Below are 15,574 nucleotides of genomic sequence, written 5' to 3' on the forward strand. Positions count from 1 at the left end.
AACTTGTAACTTGCAGCTTGCAGCTTGCAACTTGTGACTTTCTTTCACGATCTTGGATGAAACCTCATAATTGTTTCTCTGAGGTAGGTACGGTCTAGGTGAGTATAGATTTCCGTTGTTGTTATGGATTCATGCCCGAGCATTTCCTGCACTGCGCGCAGGTCGGCTCCTCTTTCCACCATATGGGTGGCAAAGGAGTGACGGAAGGTGTGGGGTCCGATTTTTTTATGGATACCGGCCACGGAGGCCAGGTTCCGGATTATCAGGAAGACCATGACCCGGGTCAGTTTACGTCCGTGACGGTTTAAAAACACGAAATCTTCATGGCCCCTGGCGATTTTAAGAGTGACCCGGTGGCCCTGCAGGTAGTCAATAATATTTTTCTCGGCCGCATTGCCAATGGGAACCAGTCTTTCTTTGTTTCCCTTCCCTGTAATTTTTATATACCCTTCGCGGAAATGCAGTTCGGTGATGCGCAGGTTGATCAGTTCCGAAACCCGGAGTCCACACCCGTAGAGTGTTTCCAGCATGGCCTTGTTCCGGTGGCCTTCCGGCCTGCTGAGATCAATGAATGCGATCAGGCTGTTGATCTCTTCCAGCGAAAGGATATCGGGAAGTTTACGGCCTGTCCTTGGCGATTCAATCCTTTCCATGGGATTTGTAACTATCTGCTTTTCGAGCTCAAGGTAACGGTAAAATGCTCTTAACCCGCTAATTACCCGTGTTTGAGAACGGGCATTCAGACCGGTAATATCAGGGCTGGCCAGAAAACGGGAAATTACCTCATGATTGAGCTTGGCCGGAGCCATTCCCCCTTCTTCGGCTTTAACAAAATCTGATAATTTTTTAACATCATTCAGGTAAGCCTGGATGGAATTATCGGATAATCCCTTTTCCAGCCTGAGATAACTTTTGAAACCACGAATGAATACCTCCCATGTCATACTTCAAAATTAAAGCAAATTACAATACTTGATAAAAAAATTCCAAGCCCATTAGGATAATTCAATTTATAGATGTAATTTTGCGCTCCGAATTTTAAAGGAGGATCAAATCCATGGCAAAGAAACAGAAAGACCAGAGAGGACAGGTTATCCTGGAATGTACTGAGCATAAGGCATCCGGCCTTCCCGGCACATCCCGGTATATAACAACAAAAAATAAAAGGAATACTCCCGACAGGCTGGAGCTGAAAAAATTCAACCCCATCCTGAAGAAGATGACAGTTCATAAAGAAATCAAATAATTTAAGATATGGCAAAGAAAGTTGTTGCTACACTGCAAGCTGCAGGAAAAGACATTGCCAAGGTTATTCGCATGGTCAGATCACCTAAGTCTGGTGCTTACGTTTTTAAAGAGGATATTATTCCCAACGATCAGGTAAAAGACTTTTTGGCAAAGAATTAAAGTTTACGGAAAAGAGTTTACAAAAGCTTTTTCCTGGCGGGGAAGAAGCTTTTTTTATTATTTAAGGTATGGGAGTGTTTTCAATATTTTCGAAAGACAGGAAGGAGAAGCTTGACCAGGGGCTCGACAAGACCAAGAAGAGCGTTTTTTCCAAGCTGTCGAAGGCCATCATGGGTAAATCCCGGGTTGACGATGAAGTATTGGATAACCTGGAAGAGGTACTCATCAGTTCGGATGTTGGCGTTCAAACCACCATCCGGATTATCGAAAGGATAGAGGAGAGGGTATCCCGTGATAAATATCTGGGTACTGCTGAACTGAATATGATCCTTAAGGAAGAGATCGTTGAACTGCTCCAGGAAAATAACACCGAAGATTACCGCGATTTTTCCCTTCCTCAGTTGGATAACCCTTATGTGATAATGGTTGTTGGGGTTAACGGGGTTGGAAAGACCACTACCATAGGGAAACTGGCTTATCAATTTAAAAAGGCAGGGAAGAGTGTTTTATTGGGGGCAGCAGATACATTCCGGGCTGCTGCTGTCGACCAGTTAAAGATATGGTCGGAAAGAGTAGGTGTACCAATCGTTACACAGCCAATGGGCGCCGATCCTGCTTCAGTGGCATATGATACCCTGGTTACGGCTAAAGCGAACAAAGCCGATGTGGTGATCATTGATACTGCCGGAAGGTTGCACAATAAGATCAACCTCATGAATGAGCTCAGCAAGATACGCAGGGTCATGCAAAAGGTTATCCCCGAGGCTCCCCAGGAAGTATTACTGATCCTGGATGCTTCCACCGGACAGAATGCCATAGAGCAGGCCCGCCAATTTACGGCTGCCACCGAAGTCAATGCCCTTGCGCTCACCAAACTCGATGGAACTGCCAAAGGTGGCGTAGTAATCGGGATATCCGATCAGTTTAAAATCCCTGTCAAGTATATCGGAATAGGAGAAAAAATGGAAGACCTGCAGGTCTTTAACCGTGCGGAATTTGTTGATTCCCTGTTCAATGAATGACATAAAATACTGTGATCCGTAATAAAAAGCCATTATCGGTAAATGTTGTTACTCTGGGTTGCTCGAAAAACCTGGTCGATTCGGAAAATCTTATGGCGAGACTCACCAAGGGAGGCTTTGATGTTAAAGCTGACGACCCGGAGGATACCGATATCGTGATCATTAATACCTGTGGTTTCATCCATGATGCCCGGGAAGAATCCATAGATACCATCCTGGAATATGCTGCACTTAAGAGCCAGGGCAGAATAAAAAAACTTTTGGTTATGGGTTGCTTATCTCAACGCTACCCCAAAGAACTAAAAACCGAGATTCCGGAAGCGGATGGGATGTTTGGTGTCGAGCAGCAGTCGGATATTCTGACTTTCCTGGGATCTTCCTGTCATGATCAGGTCATACCTTCCCGCTTTGTCACTACCGGCCATTATGCATATCTTAAAATAGCTGAGGGATGCGATCGCCATTGTTCTTTTTGCGCTATCCCAATGATCAGGGGAAAGCATAAATCAAGGAAAGAAGACGATATTTTAAATGAGTTTGCTTTCCTTACCGGTTCCGGCGTTAAGGAAATCCTGCTTATCTCGCAGGATCTGAGTTATTACGGTTATGATCTGTATCGTGAAAGCCGGCTTGCCTCCCTGCTTGAGAAGATGGCAAAAAGCCGGGATGACATCTGGATCAGGCTCCATTATGCTTATCCCTCGCGTTTTCCGGAAGATATACTCCCTTTGATAAGAGAAAACAGCAATATCTGCCGATATCTCGATATTCCCTTCCAGCATATCAGTGATCCCATCCTGAAGTCGATGAGGCGTGGGATAAATAAGAAAGAAACCCTTGAACTGATTGATAAGATCCGATCAGAAGTGCCGGGCATTGCCCTCCGTACCTCATTGATGGTTGGCTATCCCGGGGAGTCTGAGGCAATGTTCCGCGAACTTGTCCGCTTTGTGGAGGAAACCCGCTTTAACAGGCTGGGAGTGTTCACATATTCTCAGGAAGAAAATACCGAAGCTGCGAAATTGATGGATGATGTTCCTGCCGGGATTAAGCAGGAAAGAATGGATATTATTATGGGTATCCAGGAAAAGATATCGGAGGACTTGAACCGGCAAATGACCGGTAAAGATATCAGGGTACTTATTGATCGCCGGGAAGGGGAGTATCTCGTGGGCAGAACCGAATTTGATTCTCCCGAGGTTGATAATGAAGTGCTGATTCGAAAGCCCTGGGATGAATCATGGATTGGGTCATTTGTCAAGGCAAGGGCAGAAGATAGCGGACCCTATGAGTTATACGCAGGGATTGTTTCCTGAGTTGAATATTTGATCATAAGATAGTACTTTTGAACCCATAAATGAAAGGAATAATTATGAAGACATTACGCTTATTGCTTGTTTGCGCCCTGGTTCCGGCTTTCGGACTGGTTTCGGGACAATCCTACGTGATCAATGAGATCGGAGACACCGTTAACTATACCGATGCCGCAGGTATCAAGCAGGGGATGTGGATTGAGAAAGACAGGGCTATAGAATCGAAAGGAAGATATAATAAGGGGATCAAAGAAGGATTATGGACGGTATATCACCCCAAAGGAATGATTTCGAAGATAGAAAATTACCGGAACGGGCAACTTGACGGAATCAGTGTGCAAATTGAACAGCGGGGATATTTGCGTTCCGAGAGTTATTACAAGGATGGGAAATTGCATGGGACTGCCACAGAGTATCGTTACGGCAGCACTCCCGAAAACCGCATCTCATACAGAAACGGACTGAAAGAAGGGAAAACGGAACTCTTTTATGAGAATGGGGTCGTACAGGAAGAGGCTTATTACCGTAATGACCAGCGCGACAGCATAACCATCTGGTACGATATGAAAGGCAAAAAAGTAGCCGAGTTCAATTATAAGGAAGGTGTTTTCTCGGGTATACAAAAGACCTATTATGAAAATGACAGCCTGCGTACAGTGGAAAATTATGAAAACAATGTTCCGGTTGGTTTGTATCGCGAGTACCATGAAAACGGCAAATTGAAGCTCACTGGGGAATACAAGGACGGTCTGAAACATGGAAAATGGTCAGAGTACAATGACGACGGCACATTAAGGGAAGAGAAAAAGTACAAAAAGGGGGAGGAAGGCAAGTAGCTCCTGGTGAATTTTATTGTTTTTCCCGGCTTACTTCCCTGGCAATCGTTTCAAAAAGGGCCGGCCAATTGGTTTTCCCGGCTTTTTTTCCAAAACGCAATATTAACAAGTCTTTTTCAGGATCTACGTAAATGTATTGTCCCAGGATGCCTTTTGCAAATATGCTTCCATCGGTTTTTACTCTCCAGTGCATTTCGTAGGGATAGCCCTGAGAATCCCTGGAGTCGTGGGTGATCGTGAAATTCTGCTTCATCCAGGATTCAGGGATAAGTTGTTTTCCTTGCCAGTTGCCTTTTTTCAGGTATAGACGGCCAAATTTTGCGAAATCCCTCGCGGTGGCGTTGATACAACAAAAAGATTTGGTTCTGTGGTGTTTGCGGGAATCATAATTCCAGGATGCATCCTTTTCCATACCCAGAGGGATCCATATCTTTTCCTGAAGGTATACCGGCAATGTCTTTCCTGTACTGTTTTCCAGGGCCATAGCCAGGATCTGGGTGTTCCCGCTGATATAATCATAATGTAATCCCGGCGCTTCCCTGATTTTCAGCTTCAGTGTGTACTTGTCGAGATGGGTGCCATAGTAAAACTTGGCCATATGGCCAAAAGGATTCACATAACCTTCATTGAAACGGACTCCCGAGCGCATGTCGAGCAGGTGACGAAGCGTGACCTTGTCGAAACCTTCATGTTTGAATCCTTTGACATAGTCTGTTACCGGGTCGTCGACACTTTTTATGTACCCTTCGGCTACGGCTATACCGGCCAAAGCGGAAACAAATGATTTGGCCACTGAAAACGATGGCAGAACGCTGTTTTCATTATTTCCGTAGAAATATTTTTCGTAAATGATACTGTCGTTCCGTATTATCAGGAATGCCGTGGTTTTTTCGTGCTTCAGGAAATCCTCGAAAGATGTGAGTTTCCCTTTCTTATTATAATCTTTGGCGAGCGTAAGAGAAATATTTCCGGGGGCAATGTTGAAGGAAAACGTTTGTGGTCCCTTTTTAACACTGTCAGCAGGAAACCTCCTGTAATCATTTACGTCAGCTAAATTCCAGTGAAAGTATCTTCCAACATGACAGGACGTAAGCATAAAGGAGATAAGGGCGCATAGTATTCCTGGGCGGACTATTTTCATAACAAACAAGGATTACATCCTGCGAAAGTTAAAGAAAAATCAATTGCTGCAATCCAGATTGGTGAATTTTTCCGTGACTTCAAACTCATAACCCGGATATTTATAGATTGGTATCACAGGTTCGGTTTCCCCGGCAGAATAGCCATAAACATGAATATATTCCTTAATATTCTCACCAAAGGACTCAAGTTGGCGCAGATAAGCAGAAACCGATTTTGTTTCCACTATGACCACTTTCCCCATTTTTTCAATGATGGGGCTATGTTTTCTTGTATGATCATGATCGAATTCGAGTATTCTCCGGCCATGGGGAGTGATCCCTATTGTCCGGTATGTCAGGCTTTTGCCAACACCAGGCAGGTTTAGTACATTGCGGTCGGTTGCCAGGAATGGCAGACCGGTTTTTTCTCTCAGGTTGTGGATGTGATTGATCATATTCTCCGGGTCATCGGGGAAATGTCGTATTTCATCGTAATATTCACGGGGTACCAGCCCGGCTGTTTTCTCTTCGTTTTGTTCCTGCAAAGCCCTTTCGTTGGTAGCGAAGTTAAAGCTGTTTTCCCGGTAGCCTTTTACAGTGAATGTGTAATAGGGCAGAACACCGGTATCGTTCAGTACTTTACGGAGCTTGGCTGTATGTCCCCTGCGGGAAGCTCCGGCAGTGAAAACCTGTTGGTTGGTCACTATCCATCCGGCAGATAAGAGTCTTTCAATTCCTTTTTTCGATTCGGGAGTTATCTCCAGGGCGGTCTCGAAGTGAGTCTGTATCACAAACTGCCGTATCCCGATTTTTCGGGCATTATTCTTGAATTCTGCCAGGATAGAGGCCAGGTCATCGGTGATCCTTTGCGGCAGGTAAACAGGCAAACGCGTTCCAAGCCTGACCCTTTGTATTTCAGCATGTTTTTCACCGTTTTTCCTGGAACGGTTTGCTTCCTTTTTCCGGACGGCCATCCGGTAAACAGAATCCAAAATGGCTTGCAGTGATTTATTGGAACTCATCAATGCATCGCCGCCGGTTATAAGAATATCACGAAGCTGGGCGTCTTCCTCAAAATATTTCATAAGCCTTTCGAGCTTTTGAGGCCACTTTTCTCCGGGAAGGAGTTTGTTGAGATTGAAGTTCAGGTTACCACTCTGGAAATCAAACATTCTCTGGCAGGAAGCACACAATCCCCCGCAAGCCCGCCCCATGGTATCCGGTATGAGTATGGAGACCTCAGGATAGCGGCGATGAATGTTGTTTCCGCGGGGAAGAAGCCATCCTGCAACATTGGGTTTCCCGTCTTCTACCTCATCTTCCTTTTCCCAGGCTACAATGTGCCCAAACTCATCAACTAATTTCCTGGAATAAAGCACATACTCCCTTATTGCTTCATCTGTGCCTTTAAGATGTTCCGGCGGATTTACGTGAAGCAATGAAAGATAATAAGGATTGACAAAGGTGGGAATGCCGGCCTGCCGCGCTTCCTCAAGGATGATCATGGTTTCCTTTGAAAGCGTTCCGTCAAGCATTGCATTCAGACGTTCAGGAGACCGGATGGCAAATCTCAGGTGAAACAGCCTTTCATCCCACCATTCCACCATCCTGTTGTATTTTTCCTGAAAACTCATTCCTTCTTCAAAGAAATACTTAGGATCGGTTTTCTCCCCTCTGTCCATCAGTTCGATGAACTTCCGGATGATGCGATCCTTGTTTTGTTTTCTCAGGGCAATGATCTCTTCATCCAGCCCGGAAGGGTGGCGTTTCATCCATCCGATCACGGTTTCCCGGCTGGGTAATTCCCTGAGGGCAATGCCTTTCAACTGACGAAAGAGATATATCATATCCCTCAGGAAATCGGAGTTAATGTTTGTGGTTTTTCCATGGAAGGCTTCCCAAAGCCAACGGAAAGGCTCCGACTTTACGGTTTCACCATGGAGGTTAAGGTCTTCTATTTCTATACCGCTATGGTCAACATAATCCAGGATGCGTATGGCGGCAAAATCTCTCCATGCAAGCTTTTCGCAAGCTTCCCTGCCGTGTGTCTCCATTCTGTAATATGATAATGCCTTGGGATTGCCTTCTAACACAGGAATTGCCATTTCGCGGATGCGAGTATGTAACGTATCCGTATTCCCGGATTCTTTAAGAATGGATTTGAGGTCGGGATTCTCCTCCATCAGTTTCCGGAACAATGTCCGCTTATCACTCAGTGTAAAGAAATCAAAATCCATATCCGTTATAGTTGGTATGCCAAGAAACATAAAACTTTTTTTGATTTGAAGTGTTATTCATCAGGGTTTTGCAAAACAGGAAACCGGGATATTCCGGCGACGAAACAATTGAGAGAAACGACGGGAAAAACTTTTCCTGAAGAAAATGACCCTGTAAATACAAAGATACAAAAAAAATGTCAAAAGGAATGTATGAAGTACCAAAAGCTTACAATGAGCCGGTACTTAATTATGCCCCAGGAAGTCCGGAAAGGGCTGAGTTAAAGAGGGTTCTTAAGGATATGAAATCGGTAATGACAGATATTCCGATGATTATTGGTGGACGTGAAGTAAGGACGGATGAAAAGCTACCTGTTCGTCCTCCCCATGAGATACGTCACATCCTGGGATATTATTATATGGGAGGAGAAGAGCATGTGAACATGGCCATTGGGGCGGCATTGCAAGCCCGTCAGCAATGGCAGGAGTTGCCCTGGGATCAGCGTGCCTCAATATTTCTGAAAGCAGCCGACCTTATCTCAGGACCCTACCGGGCAAAAATCAATGCCGCTAGCATGCTGGGACAATCGAAGAATGTCTACCAGGCTGAAATAGATGCAGCTTGTGAGATGGCTGATTTTCTTCGGTACAATGTGGAATTCATGGTGCAAATATACCGTGATCAACCCGTATCCGGCAAGGGTACATGGAACAGGGTAGAGCAAAGACCCCTGGAAGGGTTCGTGTATGCTCTTACTCCGTTCAATTTTACGTCTATCGCCGGTAATCTGCCATCGGCGCCGGCATTGATGGGAAATGTGGTTGTTTGGAAACCTTCCAATACTCAGGTGTATTCAGCCAAGGTGATCATGGACATATTCCGTGAAGCCGGTCTTCCCGACGGGGTTATCAATATGATCTTTGTCCCGGGACCCATAGGAGGTAAGATCATGTCGCGCCATCCTGACTTTGTGGGTGTACATTTTACCGGTTCGACCGAAGTATTTAAGAAGATATGGAAAGCCATTGGGGAGAATGTTATGTTGCATAATACCTATCCCAAGATTGTTGGTGAGACAGGAGGGAAGGACTTTGTAATGGTTCACCACTCGGCTAACCCTAAGCAGGTGGTAACAGCATTGACCCGTGGAGCTTTTGAGTACCAGGGCCAGAAATGCTCGGCAGCCTCACGGGCTTATATCCCCGCCAGTATGTGGCCTGCCGTGAAAAATGGTATCATTGCCGACCTGAAATCATTCAAAATGGGAAGCGTGGAGGATTTCTCCAATTTTATTAATGCTGTGATCGATGAGGCAGCCTTTGATAAAATTACCGGATATATTGAACAGGCGAAGAAAGATGAGGGAGTAGAAATCGTCGCGGGCGGCAATCATGACAAATCGGAGGGATATTTTATCGAACCTACCGTTCTTTTGGTGCAGGACCCAATGTATGTTACCATGCAGGAAGAAATTTTCGGGCCGGTACTTACCATTTACGTGTATGATGATGAAAAATTCGATGAAACCCTCGAAATGGTTGATAAAACATCTCCATACGCCCTTACCGGCTCCATCTTTGCAACCGATCGCTATATTATTAACCAAGCTTTGAAAAAGCTGGTTAATGCAGCCGGTAACTTTTATATCAACGACAAGCCGACAGGAGCCGTGGTAGGGCAACAACCCTTCGGCGGCGCAAGAGCAAGCGGTACCAATGATAAATCAGGCTCGTATCTGAATCTGCTGCGATGGGTTTCTCCCCGGGCGATCAAGGAAAACTTTAATCCGCCGGAAGATTATCGCTACCCTTTCCTGGGTAATGGGACTGACGAGGATTAATAAGCTACTTTTTCAAAACGTATTTTTTACGGATTGAAGCGGAATGAGTAAATGAATTCCTGTTTGGATTTCCCTTATAGGCTTTGACATGCGCACCTCTGTTGTATGAAACCCTTGAGTGTGTGTTGTAGATACTTCCCCTTCCGCAGGAAGAGCTTACGATCAAGATAATGACTCCTGTAGCCAAGACAAACAATATGCTTCTGAATAAACTCATCTCAATTTCTCTTTTCAAAGGCTCATGAAAACCTGGTTCAACAAATCGGATTGTAAATGTAGTATTTTTTTTATAAATCATTTTCTTCGACGCAATAATTTTCTATATTTGTGATCGTGATGGTGCGGCTGAAATAATTCATTTTCAGCGCATAATAGGGAACCGGGTGAAAATCCCGGACAGTTCCCGCTGCTGTGATTCCCTGCCCAAAGGCAAGGTTTCCGTCAACACCTGCCACTGTTCCCTCGGGGAATGGGAAGGCCGCCGGAAACCGGGATAAGTCAGAAGACCTGCCATCGGATATCAGATACTATCAAAGCTTTCGGGAAAAAGGCATTGGATAATTATTCCAGTTTGGTTCCGGTTAGTTTTGGGTTATCATATATGTGATTATAACCTGAAAATGGACAAAGGTCTTTTTACATTTTTGGCTCTTTTACTGTTATCCGGATATTCTGCTATCGGGCAAAATATAGCGGATACGGTGAGACTGAAAGAAATATCCATCCTGGCCGAAGCAGAGGATAAGAAGGTAATCCCCGGGAATATTTATGAAGACCGGGCAATTTCGGGATTGGCTACCCTGTTGGATGCCTATACCGGTATTGCAGTAAAATCCTATGGAGAGGGCAGTCCGTCTACACTGTCGTTCCGGGGCACAACAGCTTCACACACACAGTTGGTATGGAATGGCATTCCATTAAACCTTCCTTCTTTAGGCCAGTCCGACTTTTCGAATATACCTGCCCTTTTTTCTGATAATATCAGCATGCTTCCGGGAAGTCCGTCGCTCATATACGGTAGTGGCAGCTTCGGAGGAAATATCATCCTGGAAAACAATGCTTCATGGGATGACAGGCTAAATGTTAAATATATTCAGGATGCAGGTAGTTTCCATACATCAGGAGGATACTTCCGTTTAGCAGCAGGAAACTCACGTGTACACTCGGTCAGCAGATTGTTTTACCAGCAATCCAGGATGGACTTCCCCTACGTGAATACAGATAAAGCCGGTAATCCTGCTGAAAGAAGGGAAAACGCAGACTATGGACGTTATGGAGGTCAGCAGGAGCTTTATTTCAGAACAGATAATCATCATTATTTTAAAGGAATACTCTGGTTGCAAAAGTCCAGACATAATATTCCGCCAACCACTGTCCAGGAATTTCATGGGAACAAAGAACATCAGGATGATTTTGCTATGCGCGGCATGCTATCCTGGCAATATATCCAAAAGGGCAGAAAATGGGATGTAAAAGCCGGATGGGTGCATGACGATATGCACTATGATAATGATGAGAGCAATCTGCATACACGGAACATTTCCGATTCGAGAATTGTAGGTGCGGGTTTAATCACTTCGCTTGCATCTTTTGCGGGTTTAAGGGTAAACTGGGACAACACATATCAGACGGCCGTTTCCGAAAGTCTGGGAAATACAAAGTCACGCATGATTTCATCCATGCTGGCAACACTGGAACTTATCCTGGCCAGGGGGTTGGAGGTTGAATTGATGCTGCGCGGAGAATATGCAGGAAAGAGCTTTTCACCACTGATGCCTGGCATGGAATTGAAAATCAACCCATGGGAAAAAAGCGGATTGGTGCTCAAGGGCAGCCTGGCGAGAAATTATCGACTTCCTTCTCTTAACGACCTTTACTGGCAGTTTGATGGGTATGCCAAAGGGAATCCTGACCTTTTGCCTGAGAAAGGGATAACATCGGATTTGGGACTGGACTGGACATACGGGGGGCAGGACAACATTATGGTTAATGCCGGTTTCACAGGATTTATAAACAGTATTCAAAATATGATCCAATGGACACCCTCGCAAGCGGGGATTTGGGCTCCTGAAAATGTCGCACAAAACCTTGCTCGGGGACTGGAGTCTCGATTAATTATTTCATTCACTAACAAGAATATAGGAGCTGGTATTGAAAGTAATTATTCATATACTATCAGTACACGGGAAGGCGAAAATGACCCACTTGAGGGCATGCAACTTATATATATCCCTAAACACAAAGCAAACGGCAGGGCTTATCTTTCGGCTTTTGGAGCCGAAGCGGGATATCACCTGCAATTCACCGGGATAAGGTATACTGTGGCAGATAATTCGAGATATCTTCCCTCGTATATCCTTCAGGATGTGTATATTAACAAATCAATGAGTTTTAAAAATTTCAGGATAAAGATGGAGCTCAGGGTTAATAACCTTGCGGATGTGTCTTATCAATCGGTGGTCAGACAACCCATGCCGGGGAGGAATTTTTACATTTCCCTCATCCTGGAATACGGACAAAAACAATCAACCCATTAAAACAATACTTATGAAAAGCGGAAAAATTTTACGCAGTTTACTTTTTACAGCAGGATTATCTACAGCTTTTTGGGCCTGCCAAAAGGACAATGATCCGGGAGAGGTTATACAAACACAGGACAAGTACATTTACGGTCAGGGTGTTTTCATTGTAAATGAAGGGAATTTCCTCCAGGGAAATGGTTCTGTGTTTTTTTTCAATGAAGAAAGAAATACACTGTTTAAAGACATTTTCTACACTATGAACCAGCGTCCTTTGGGAGATGTTCCTACGTTCATGGGTATATGGGGCAGCAGTGCTTATATTGTAGTCAATAATTCTTCCAAAATTGAAGTGGTTAACAAATACAACTTTATATCCTCGGGGACGATAACCGGAATGACTTCGCCCAGGCAGATTTTGAAAGTCAACGATAGCAAGGCTTATGTTTCTGATCTTCAAAATGGTGGTTTGCATGTTATCGATCTTGACGGACTAAAAGTTTCGGGTTTTGTTGACCTGGGCAAATCAGCAGAGGCTTTGGTATTTGCAGACAATAAGGTATTTGCAGCCAACTGGTCTAATTTTTATGTACAGGCAGAAAATAACACCGTACAGGTGATTGATCCCATGACGGATCAATTGGCTGGTGAAATAACAGTTACGAAAGAACCCAACAGCATGGTCGTTGACAAAAATGGAAAGCTCTGGGTTTTGTGCAGCGGTGGATTTATGAATGAGGAGATACCGGCTCTTTATCGAATTGATCCTCAGGATCTGGAAATAGAAAGGAAGATTGAATTCCCGCTTCTGGAGAGCAGTCCTACCTCTTTGAAAGCATTTGCCGGAGGTGATTCGCTGATCTTTTTGAATCCGGAAGTATATGTCACAGGCATTGAGGATACGGTACTCTCTTCTTCACCGTTTATTTCGGCGGAAGGCCGATTCTTTTATTCCTTATTTACCGATCCTGTACATTCATGGATATATGTTTCCGATGCAGTTGATTTTCAGCAGGAAGGCAGCGTTCTTGTCTTTGACCGCAAGGGCAGAAAGATCAGGGAGGTGTCTGCAGGCATAGTACCGGGTGGTTTTTGTTATACGGAATAATATATCGTAAACAATTCACTAACTTGGTTGTTTGATAAAAAAACTGAATATGAAGACAAAAATTGATTGTACCTGGAAGGAAGGCATGGCATTTGAAGCAAACACAGGAGGATTCAAGATCATGCTTGATGCTGAGGAAGCTGTTGGCGGTCAGAATTTGGGACCAAGGCCTAAGCCATTAACCCTTGTTTCTTTAGCTGGTTGCACCGGGATGGATGTGATTTCCATCCTGAAGAAAATGCGTATTGAACCGGAGTATTTCAACGTGGAAGTTGAAGGCAATCTTACCGAAGAACATCCGAAATACTATGATAAGATCCATCTCAGGTATGTCTTCAGGGGTAAGGATCTTCCTTTGGATAAGCTGGAAAAGGCCATATCGTTATCCCAGGATAGGTATTGTGGAGTAAGTGCCTTACTTTCCAAAGGAGCTGAACTGACTCATGAGATCATAGTAGAATGATCAGTTTTTGATAATTTCCACGAGTTCATTTAGCATCATTGCTGTTGCTCCCCATATAATGTGTTCCTGAATCCTGTAACATGGAACCATCATATTTCTTTTGTATGACGCATTTACCGTGTGTACTTTTTTATACCGACCGTCGGTGAAATGGGTAAAAGGTATGGTGAGAACCTCTTTTACCTCACTCTCCTGTGGTGTGAAATTATCAATTGTAGGGCAATATCCGACTACGGGGGTTACCATGAAGTTGCTCGGAGGGATAAAGAGGGGGGAAGTGGTTCCGAGTACCCTGATTATTTTGGAATTAATGCCAATTTCTTCCGCAGTTTCCCGGATGGCTGTCTGAATCAAATCCGGATCTTCGGGCTCCCTCTTACCACCGGGAAATGATATCTGGCCGCTGTGAACCCCATCGTACGACTGCCTTACTATAAAAATCAAATGAGGCTGATCATTCACGGGATGGAATAATATCATCACGGCAGCCTCCCTGGCATCTTTCCCGGAATCGGGGTATTTCATCATTTCAGCACGTTCGGCCGGAGCCATTTGTAAATGAGCCATCAACCCAGGTAGAGGCTTTTGCAGGTTGTTATATATATTTTGGGTAAAATCTTCGAAACTGCTCATATTCTGTAATGCACGGCAAAATTATCGAAAAAAAATGAACCTGGAGGTAAAGGCCTTGTGTTAGCATGGAAATTTATTGTATTTTTACCCTGCTTAACAGTTTGTAAAATAAAATGGTTAAAGAAAAGACCAAATCGATAAACCAGGAAAAAGAGGTCACTGAAGATTTGAAGGATCTGATCCTTTTTAATGACGACTTTAATACCTTTGATTACGTAATTGAAAGCCTGATAGAAGTTTGCAATCATGATCATGTACAGGCTGAGCAATGTGCATGGATTGCCCATCTTAAAGGAAAATGCGGTGTTAAAAAGGGAACAGCAGAAGAGCTCACCCCTTTGCGTAATGAAATGATCAACCGCAAACTAACAGTGGAGATTAATTAATACCCGTACTATGGTCTGGCTAATCATCAGAATACTAATATTTATTGGACTTGCATTTCTGGTCCTGGAGATTTTGGTCATACCCGGTACAGGTATTGCCGGTATTTTAGGCTTTGCTCTTATGGGAGTGGGTATATGGCAGGCTTATCATGTTTATGGATCAACAGCAGGTCATTTAACCCTGGCAGGAACTTTCATCCTGAGTTTTGTTACTCTTTTCCTTTCTCTACGATCCAAAACATGGAAGAGGATATCTCTCAAGCGCGAAATAGACAGCCGGGTTAATGTTATAGATGAAATGAAGATACATCCGGGTGATGAAGGCAAGACCACCTCACGCCTGGCACCAATGGGTAAGGCATTCATTAACGGTGATTTTTATGAAGTCAGTACTACCGGTGAATATCTTGAACAAGGCACGGAAATTATTGTTGAAAAAATAGACTGGAACAAAATATACGTTAAACGCAAATCTGAATAAAATGAACTCACAGGTTATTATCATTATTGCCATAGGTTTTGGATCATTATTTGCCATTTGGCTTATTTTTTACTTCATTCCTGTTGGACTTTGGTTCAAGGCACTGATCTCTGATGTTAGAATATCATTATTGCAATTGGTTTTCATGCGGTGGAGAAAGGTGCCACCGAATGTTATCGTGAACAGCTTGATTGCTGCCACCAAAGCAGGTATTAAGCTTGATCGTGA

General features: G+C 44.1%; 16 protein-coding genes and 1 riboswitch. Of the genes, 12 read left to right on the forward strand and 4 right to left on the reverse strand.

The genetic code is table 11. From position 1 onward, the window contains the following. Positions 1–44 precede the first annotated feature (44 nt). Complete coding sequence (xerD, locus tag KKA81_03540) at positions 45–944, reverse strand: site-specific tyrosine recombinase XerD (protein ID MBU2649984.1); 900 nt, start codon at positions 942–944, stop codon at positions 45–47. A gap of 113 nt (positions 945–1,057) precedes the next feature. Between xerD and rpmG the strand changes: the two genes are divergently transcribed. The 5 genes from rpmG to KKA81_03565 all read left to right on the forward strand — a co-directional run bounded on the left by rpmG (position 1,058) and on the right by KKA81_03565 (position 4,578). Next, complete coding sequence (gene rpmG, locus KKA81_03545; protein ID MBU2649985.1) at positions 1,058–1,246, forward strand: 50S ribosomal protein L33; 189 nt, start codon at positions 1,058–1,060, stop codon at positions 1,244–1,246. 8 nt (positions 1,247–1,254) lie between these two features. Further along, a complete protein-coding gene (locus KKA81_03550) occupies positions 1,255–1,407 on the forward strand; it encodes a DUF4295 domain-containing protein (GenBank protein MBU2649986.1) in 153 nt (50 codons plus the stop codon). Between the two features lie 68 nt (positions 1,408–1,475). Continuing rightward, the gene (ftsY, locus tag KKA81_03555) at positions 1,476–2,429 is read left to right on the forward strand and encodes a signal recognition particle-docking protein FtsY (GenBank protein MBU2649987.1); all 954 of its coding nucleotides are present in this window, start codon (positions 1,476–1,478) and stop codon (positions 2,427–2,429) included. A gap of 14 nt (positions 2,430–2,443) precedes the next feature. Continuing rightward, complete coding sequence (gene rimO / locus KKA81_03560) at positions 2,444–3,745, forward strand: 30S ribosomal protein S12 methylthiotransferase RimO (GenBank protein ID MBU2649988.1); 1,302 nt, start codon at positions 2,444–2,446, stop codon at positions 3,743–3,745. Positions 3,746–3,801: 56 nt separating this feature from the next. Continuing rightward, positions 3,802–4,578 carry a toxin-antitoxin system YwqK family antitoxin gene (locus KKA81_03565; protein MBU2649989.1) on the forward strand — a complete coding sequence of 259 codons (777 nt, stop codon included), beginning with the start codon at positions 3,802–3,804 and terminating at the stop codon, positions 4,576–4,578. Between the two features lie 13 nt (positions 4,579–4,591). Here KKA81_03565 and KKA81_03570 read toward each other — a convergent pair whose 3' ends face one another. After that, positions 4,592–5,719: a beta-lactamase family protein gene (locus tag KKA81_03570; GenBank protein ID MBU2649990.1), complete on the reverse strand. Its 1,128-nt coding sequence runs from the start codon at positions 5,717–5,719 to the stop codon at positions 4,592–4,594. Positions 5,720–5,758: 39 nt separating this feature from the next. Then, positions 5,759–7,936 carry a KamA family protein gene (locus KKA81_03575; protein ID MBU2649991.1) on the reverse strand — a complete coding sequence of 726 codons (2,178 nt, stop codon included), beginning with the start codon at positions 7,934–7,936 and terminating at the stop codon, positions 5,759–5,761. Positions 7,937–8,112: 176 nt separating this feature from the next. Here KKA81_03575 and pruA point away from each other — a divergent pair, with 176 nt between their 5' ends. From pruA to KKA81_03595, 4 genes are all read left to right on the forward strand, one after another. Beyond that, positions 8,113–9,756: an L-glutamate gamma-semialdehyde dehydrogenase gene (gene pruA / locus KKA81_03580; GenBank protein ID MBU2649992.1), complete on the forward strand. Its 1,644-nt coding sequence runs from the start codon at positions 8,113–8,115 to the stop codon at positions 9,754–9,756. A 320-nt stretch (positions 9,757–10,076) separates the two neighbouring features. Continuing rightward, a riboswitch (cobalamin riboswitch) is annotated at positions 10,077–10,286 on the forward strand. A 90-nt stretch (positions 10,287–10,376) separates the two neighbouring features. Next, entirely contained in the window at positions 10,377–12,293 is a 1,917-nt protein-coding gene (locus KKA81_03585; GenBank protein ID MBU2649993.1) for a TonB-dependent receptor, read from the forward strand. Positions 12,294–12,303: 10 nt separating this feature from the next. Then, positions 12,304–13,383, forward strand: coding sequence for a YncE family protein (locus tag KKA81_03590; GenBank protein MBU2649994.1), 1,080 nt, complete (start codon positions 12,304–12,306; stop codon positions 13,381–13,383). 49 nt (positions 13,384–13,432) lie between these two features. Continuing rightward, the gene (locus KKA81_03595) at positions 13,433–13,846 is read left to right on the forward strand and encodes an OsmC family protein (protein MBU2649995.1); all 414 of its coding nucleotides are present in this window, start codon (positions 13,433–13,435) and stop codon (positions 13,844–13,846) included. On the opposite strand, the gene KKA81_03600 is transcribed toward KKA81_03595, so the two are convergent. After that, positions 13,847–14,479 carry a CoA pyrophosphatase gene (locus KKA81_03600; GenBank protein MBU2649996.1) on the reverse strand — a complete coding sequence of 211 codons (633 nt, stop codon included), beginning with the start codon at positions 14,477–14,479 and terminating at the stop codon, positions 13,847–13,849. Between the two features lie 113 nt (positions 14,480–14,592). Here KKA81_03600 and KKA81_03605 point away from each other — a divergent pair, with 113 nt between their 5' ends. From KKA81_03605 to KKA81_03615, 3 genes are all read left to right on the forward strand, one after another. Beyond that, positions 14,593–14,865 (forward strand): ATP-dependent Clp protease adaptor ClpS, encoded by a 273-nt coding sequence (locus tag KKA81_03605; protein MBU2649997.1) that lies wholly within the window; start codon positions 14,593–14,595, stop codon positions 14,863–14,865. Positions 14,866–14,875: 10 nt separating this feature from the next. Further along, the gene (locus KKA81_03610; protein MBU2649998.1) at positions 14,876–15,346 is read left to right on the forward strand and encodes a hypothetical protein; all 471 of its coding nucleotides are present in this window, start codon (positions 14,876–14,878) and stop codon (positions 15,344–15,346) included. 1 nt (position 15,347) lies between these two features. Then, positions 15,348–15,574: flotillin-like FloA family protein (locus KKA81_03615; GenBank protein MBU2649999.1), on the forward strand; the 227-nt coding region annotated here is incomplete at its 3' end.

The sequence above is a fragment of the Bacteroidota bacterium genome, assembly GCA_018831055.1.
Taxonomy (GTDB): Bacteria; Bacteroidota; Bacteroidia; order Bacteroidales; family B18-G4; genus M55B132.

Coding starts and splice junctions, on each gene's coding strand:
- pruA (MBU2649992.1), top strand. CDS start 8,113: ATGTCAAAAGGAATGTATGAAGTACCAAAAGCTTACAATGAGCCGGTA.
- KKA81_03570 (MBU2649990.1), bottom strand. CDS start 5,719: ATGAAAATAGTCCGCCCAGGAATACTATGCGCCCTTATCTCCTTTATG.
- KKA81_03590 (MBU2649994.1), top strand. CDS start 12,304: ATGAAAAGCGGAAAAATTTTACGCAGTTTACTTTTTACAGCAGGATTA.
- KKA81_03600 (MBU2649996.1), bottom strand. CDS start 14,479: ATGAGCAGTTTCGAAGATTTTACCCAAAATATATATAACAACCTGCAA.
- KKA81_03610 (MBU2649998.1), top strand. CDS start 14,876: ATGGTCTGGCTAATCATCAGAATACTAATATTTATTGGACTTGCATTT.
- rpmG (MBU2649985.1), top strand. CDS start 1,058: ATGGCAAAGAAACAGAAAGACCAGAGAGGACAGGTTATCCTGGAATGT.
- KKA81_03605 (MBU2649997.1), top strand. CDS start 14,593: ATGGTTAAAGAAAAGACCAAATCGATAAACCAGGAAAAAGAGGTCACT.
- KKA81_03550 (MBU2649986.1), top strand. CDS start 1,255: ATGGCAAAGAAAGTTGTTGCTACACTGCAAGCTGCAGGAAAAGACATT.
- KKA81_03585 (MBU2649993.1), top strand. CDS start 10,377: ATGGACAAAGGTCTTTTTACATTTTTGGCTCTTTTACTGTTATCCGGA.
- xerD (MBU2649984.1), bottom strand. CDS start 944: ATGACATGGGAGGTATTCATTCGTGGTTTCAAAAGTTATCTCAGGCTG.
- ftsY (MBU2649987.1), top strand. CDS start 1,476: ATGGGAGTGTTTTCAATATTTTCGAAAGACAGGAAGGAGAAGCTTGAC.
- KKA81_03565 (MBU2649989.1), top strand. CDS start 3,802: ATGAAGACATTACGCTTATTGCTTGTTTGCGCCCTGGTTCCGGCTTTC.
- KKA81_03595 (MBU2649995.1), top strand. CDS start 13,433: ATGAAGACAAAAATTGATTGTACCTGGAAGGAAGGCATGGCATTTGAA.
- KKA81_03575 (MBU2649991.1), bottom strand. CDS start 7,936: ATGGATTTTGATTTCTTTACACTGAGTGATAAGCGGACATTGTTCCGG.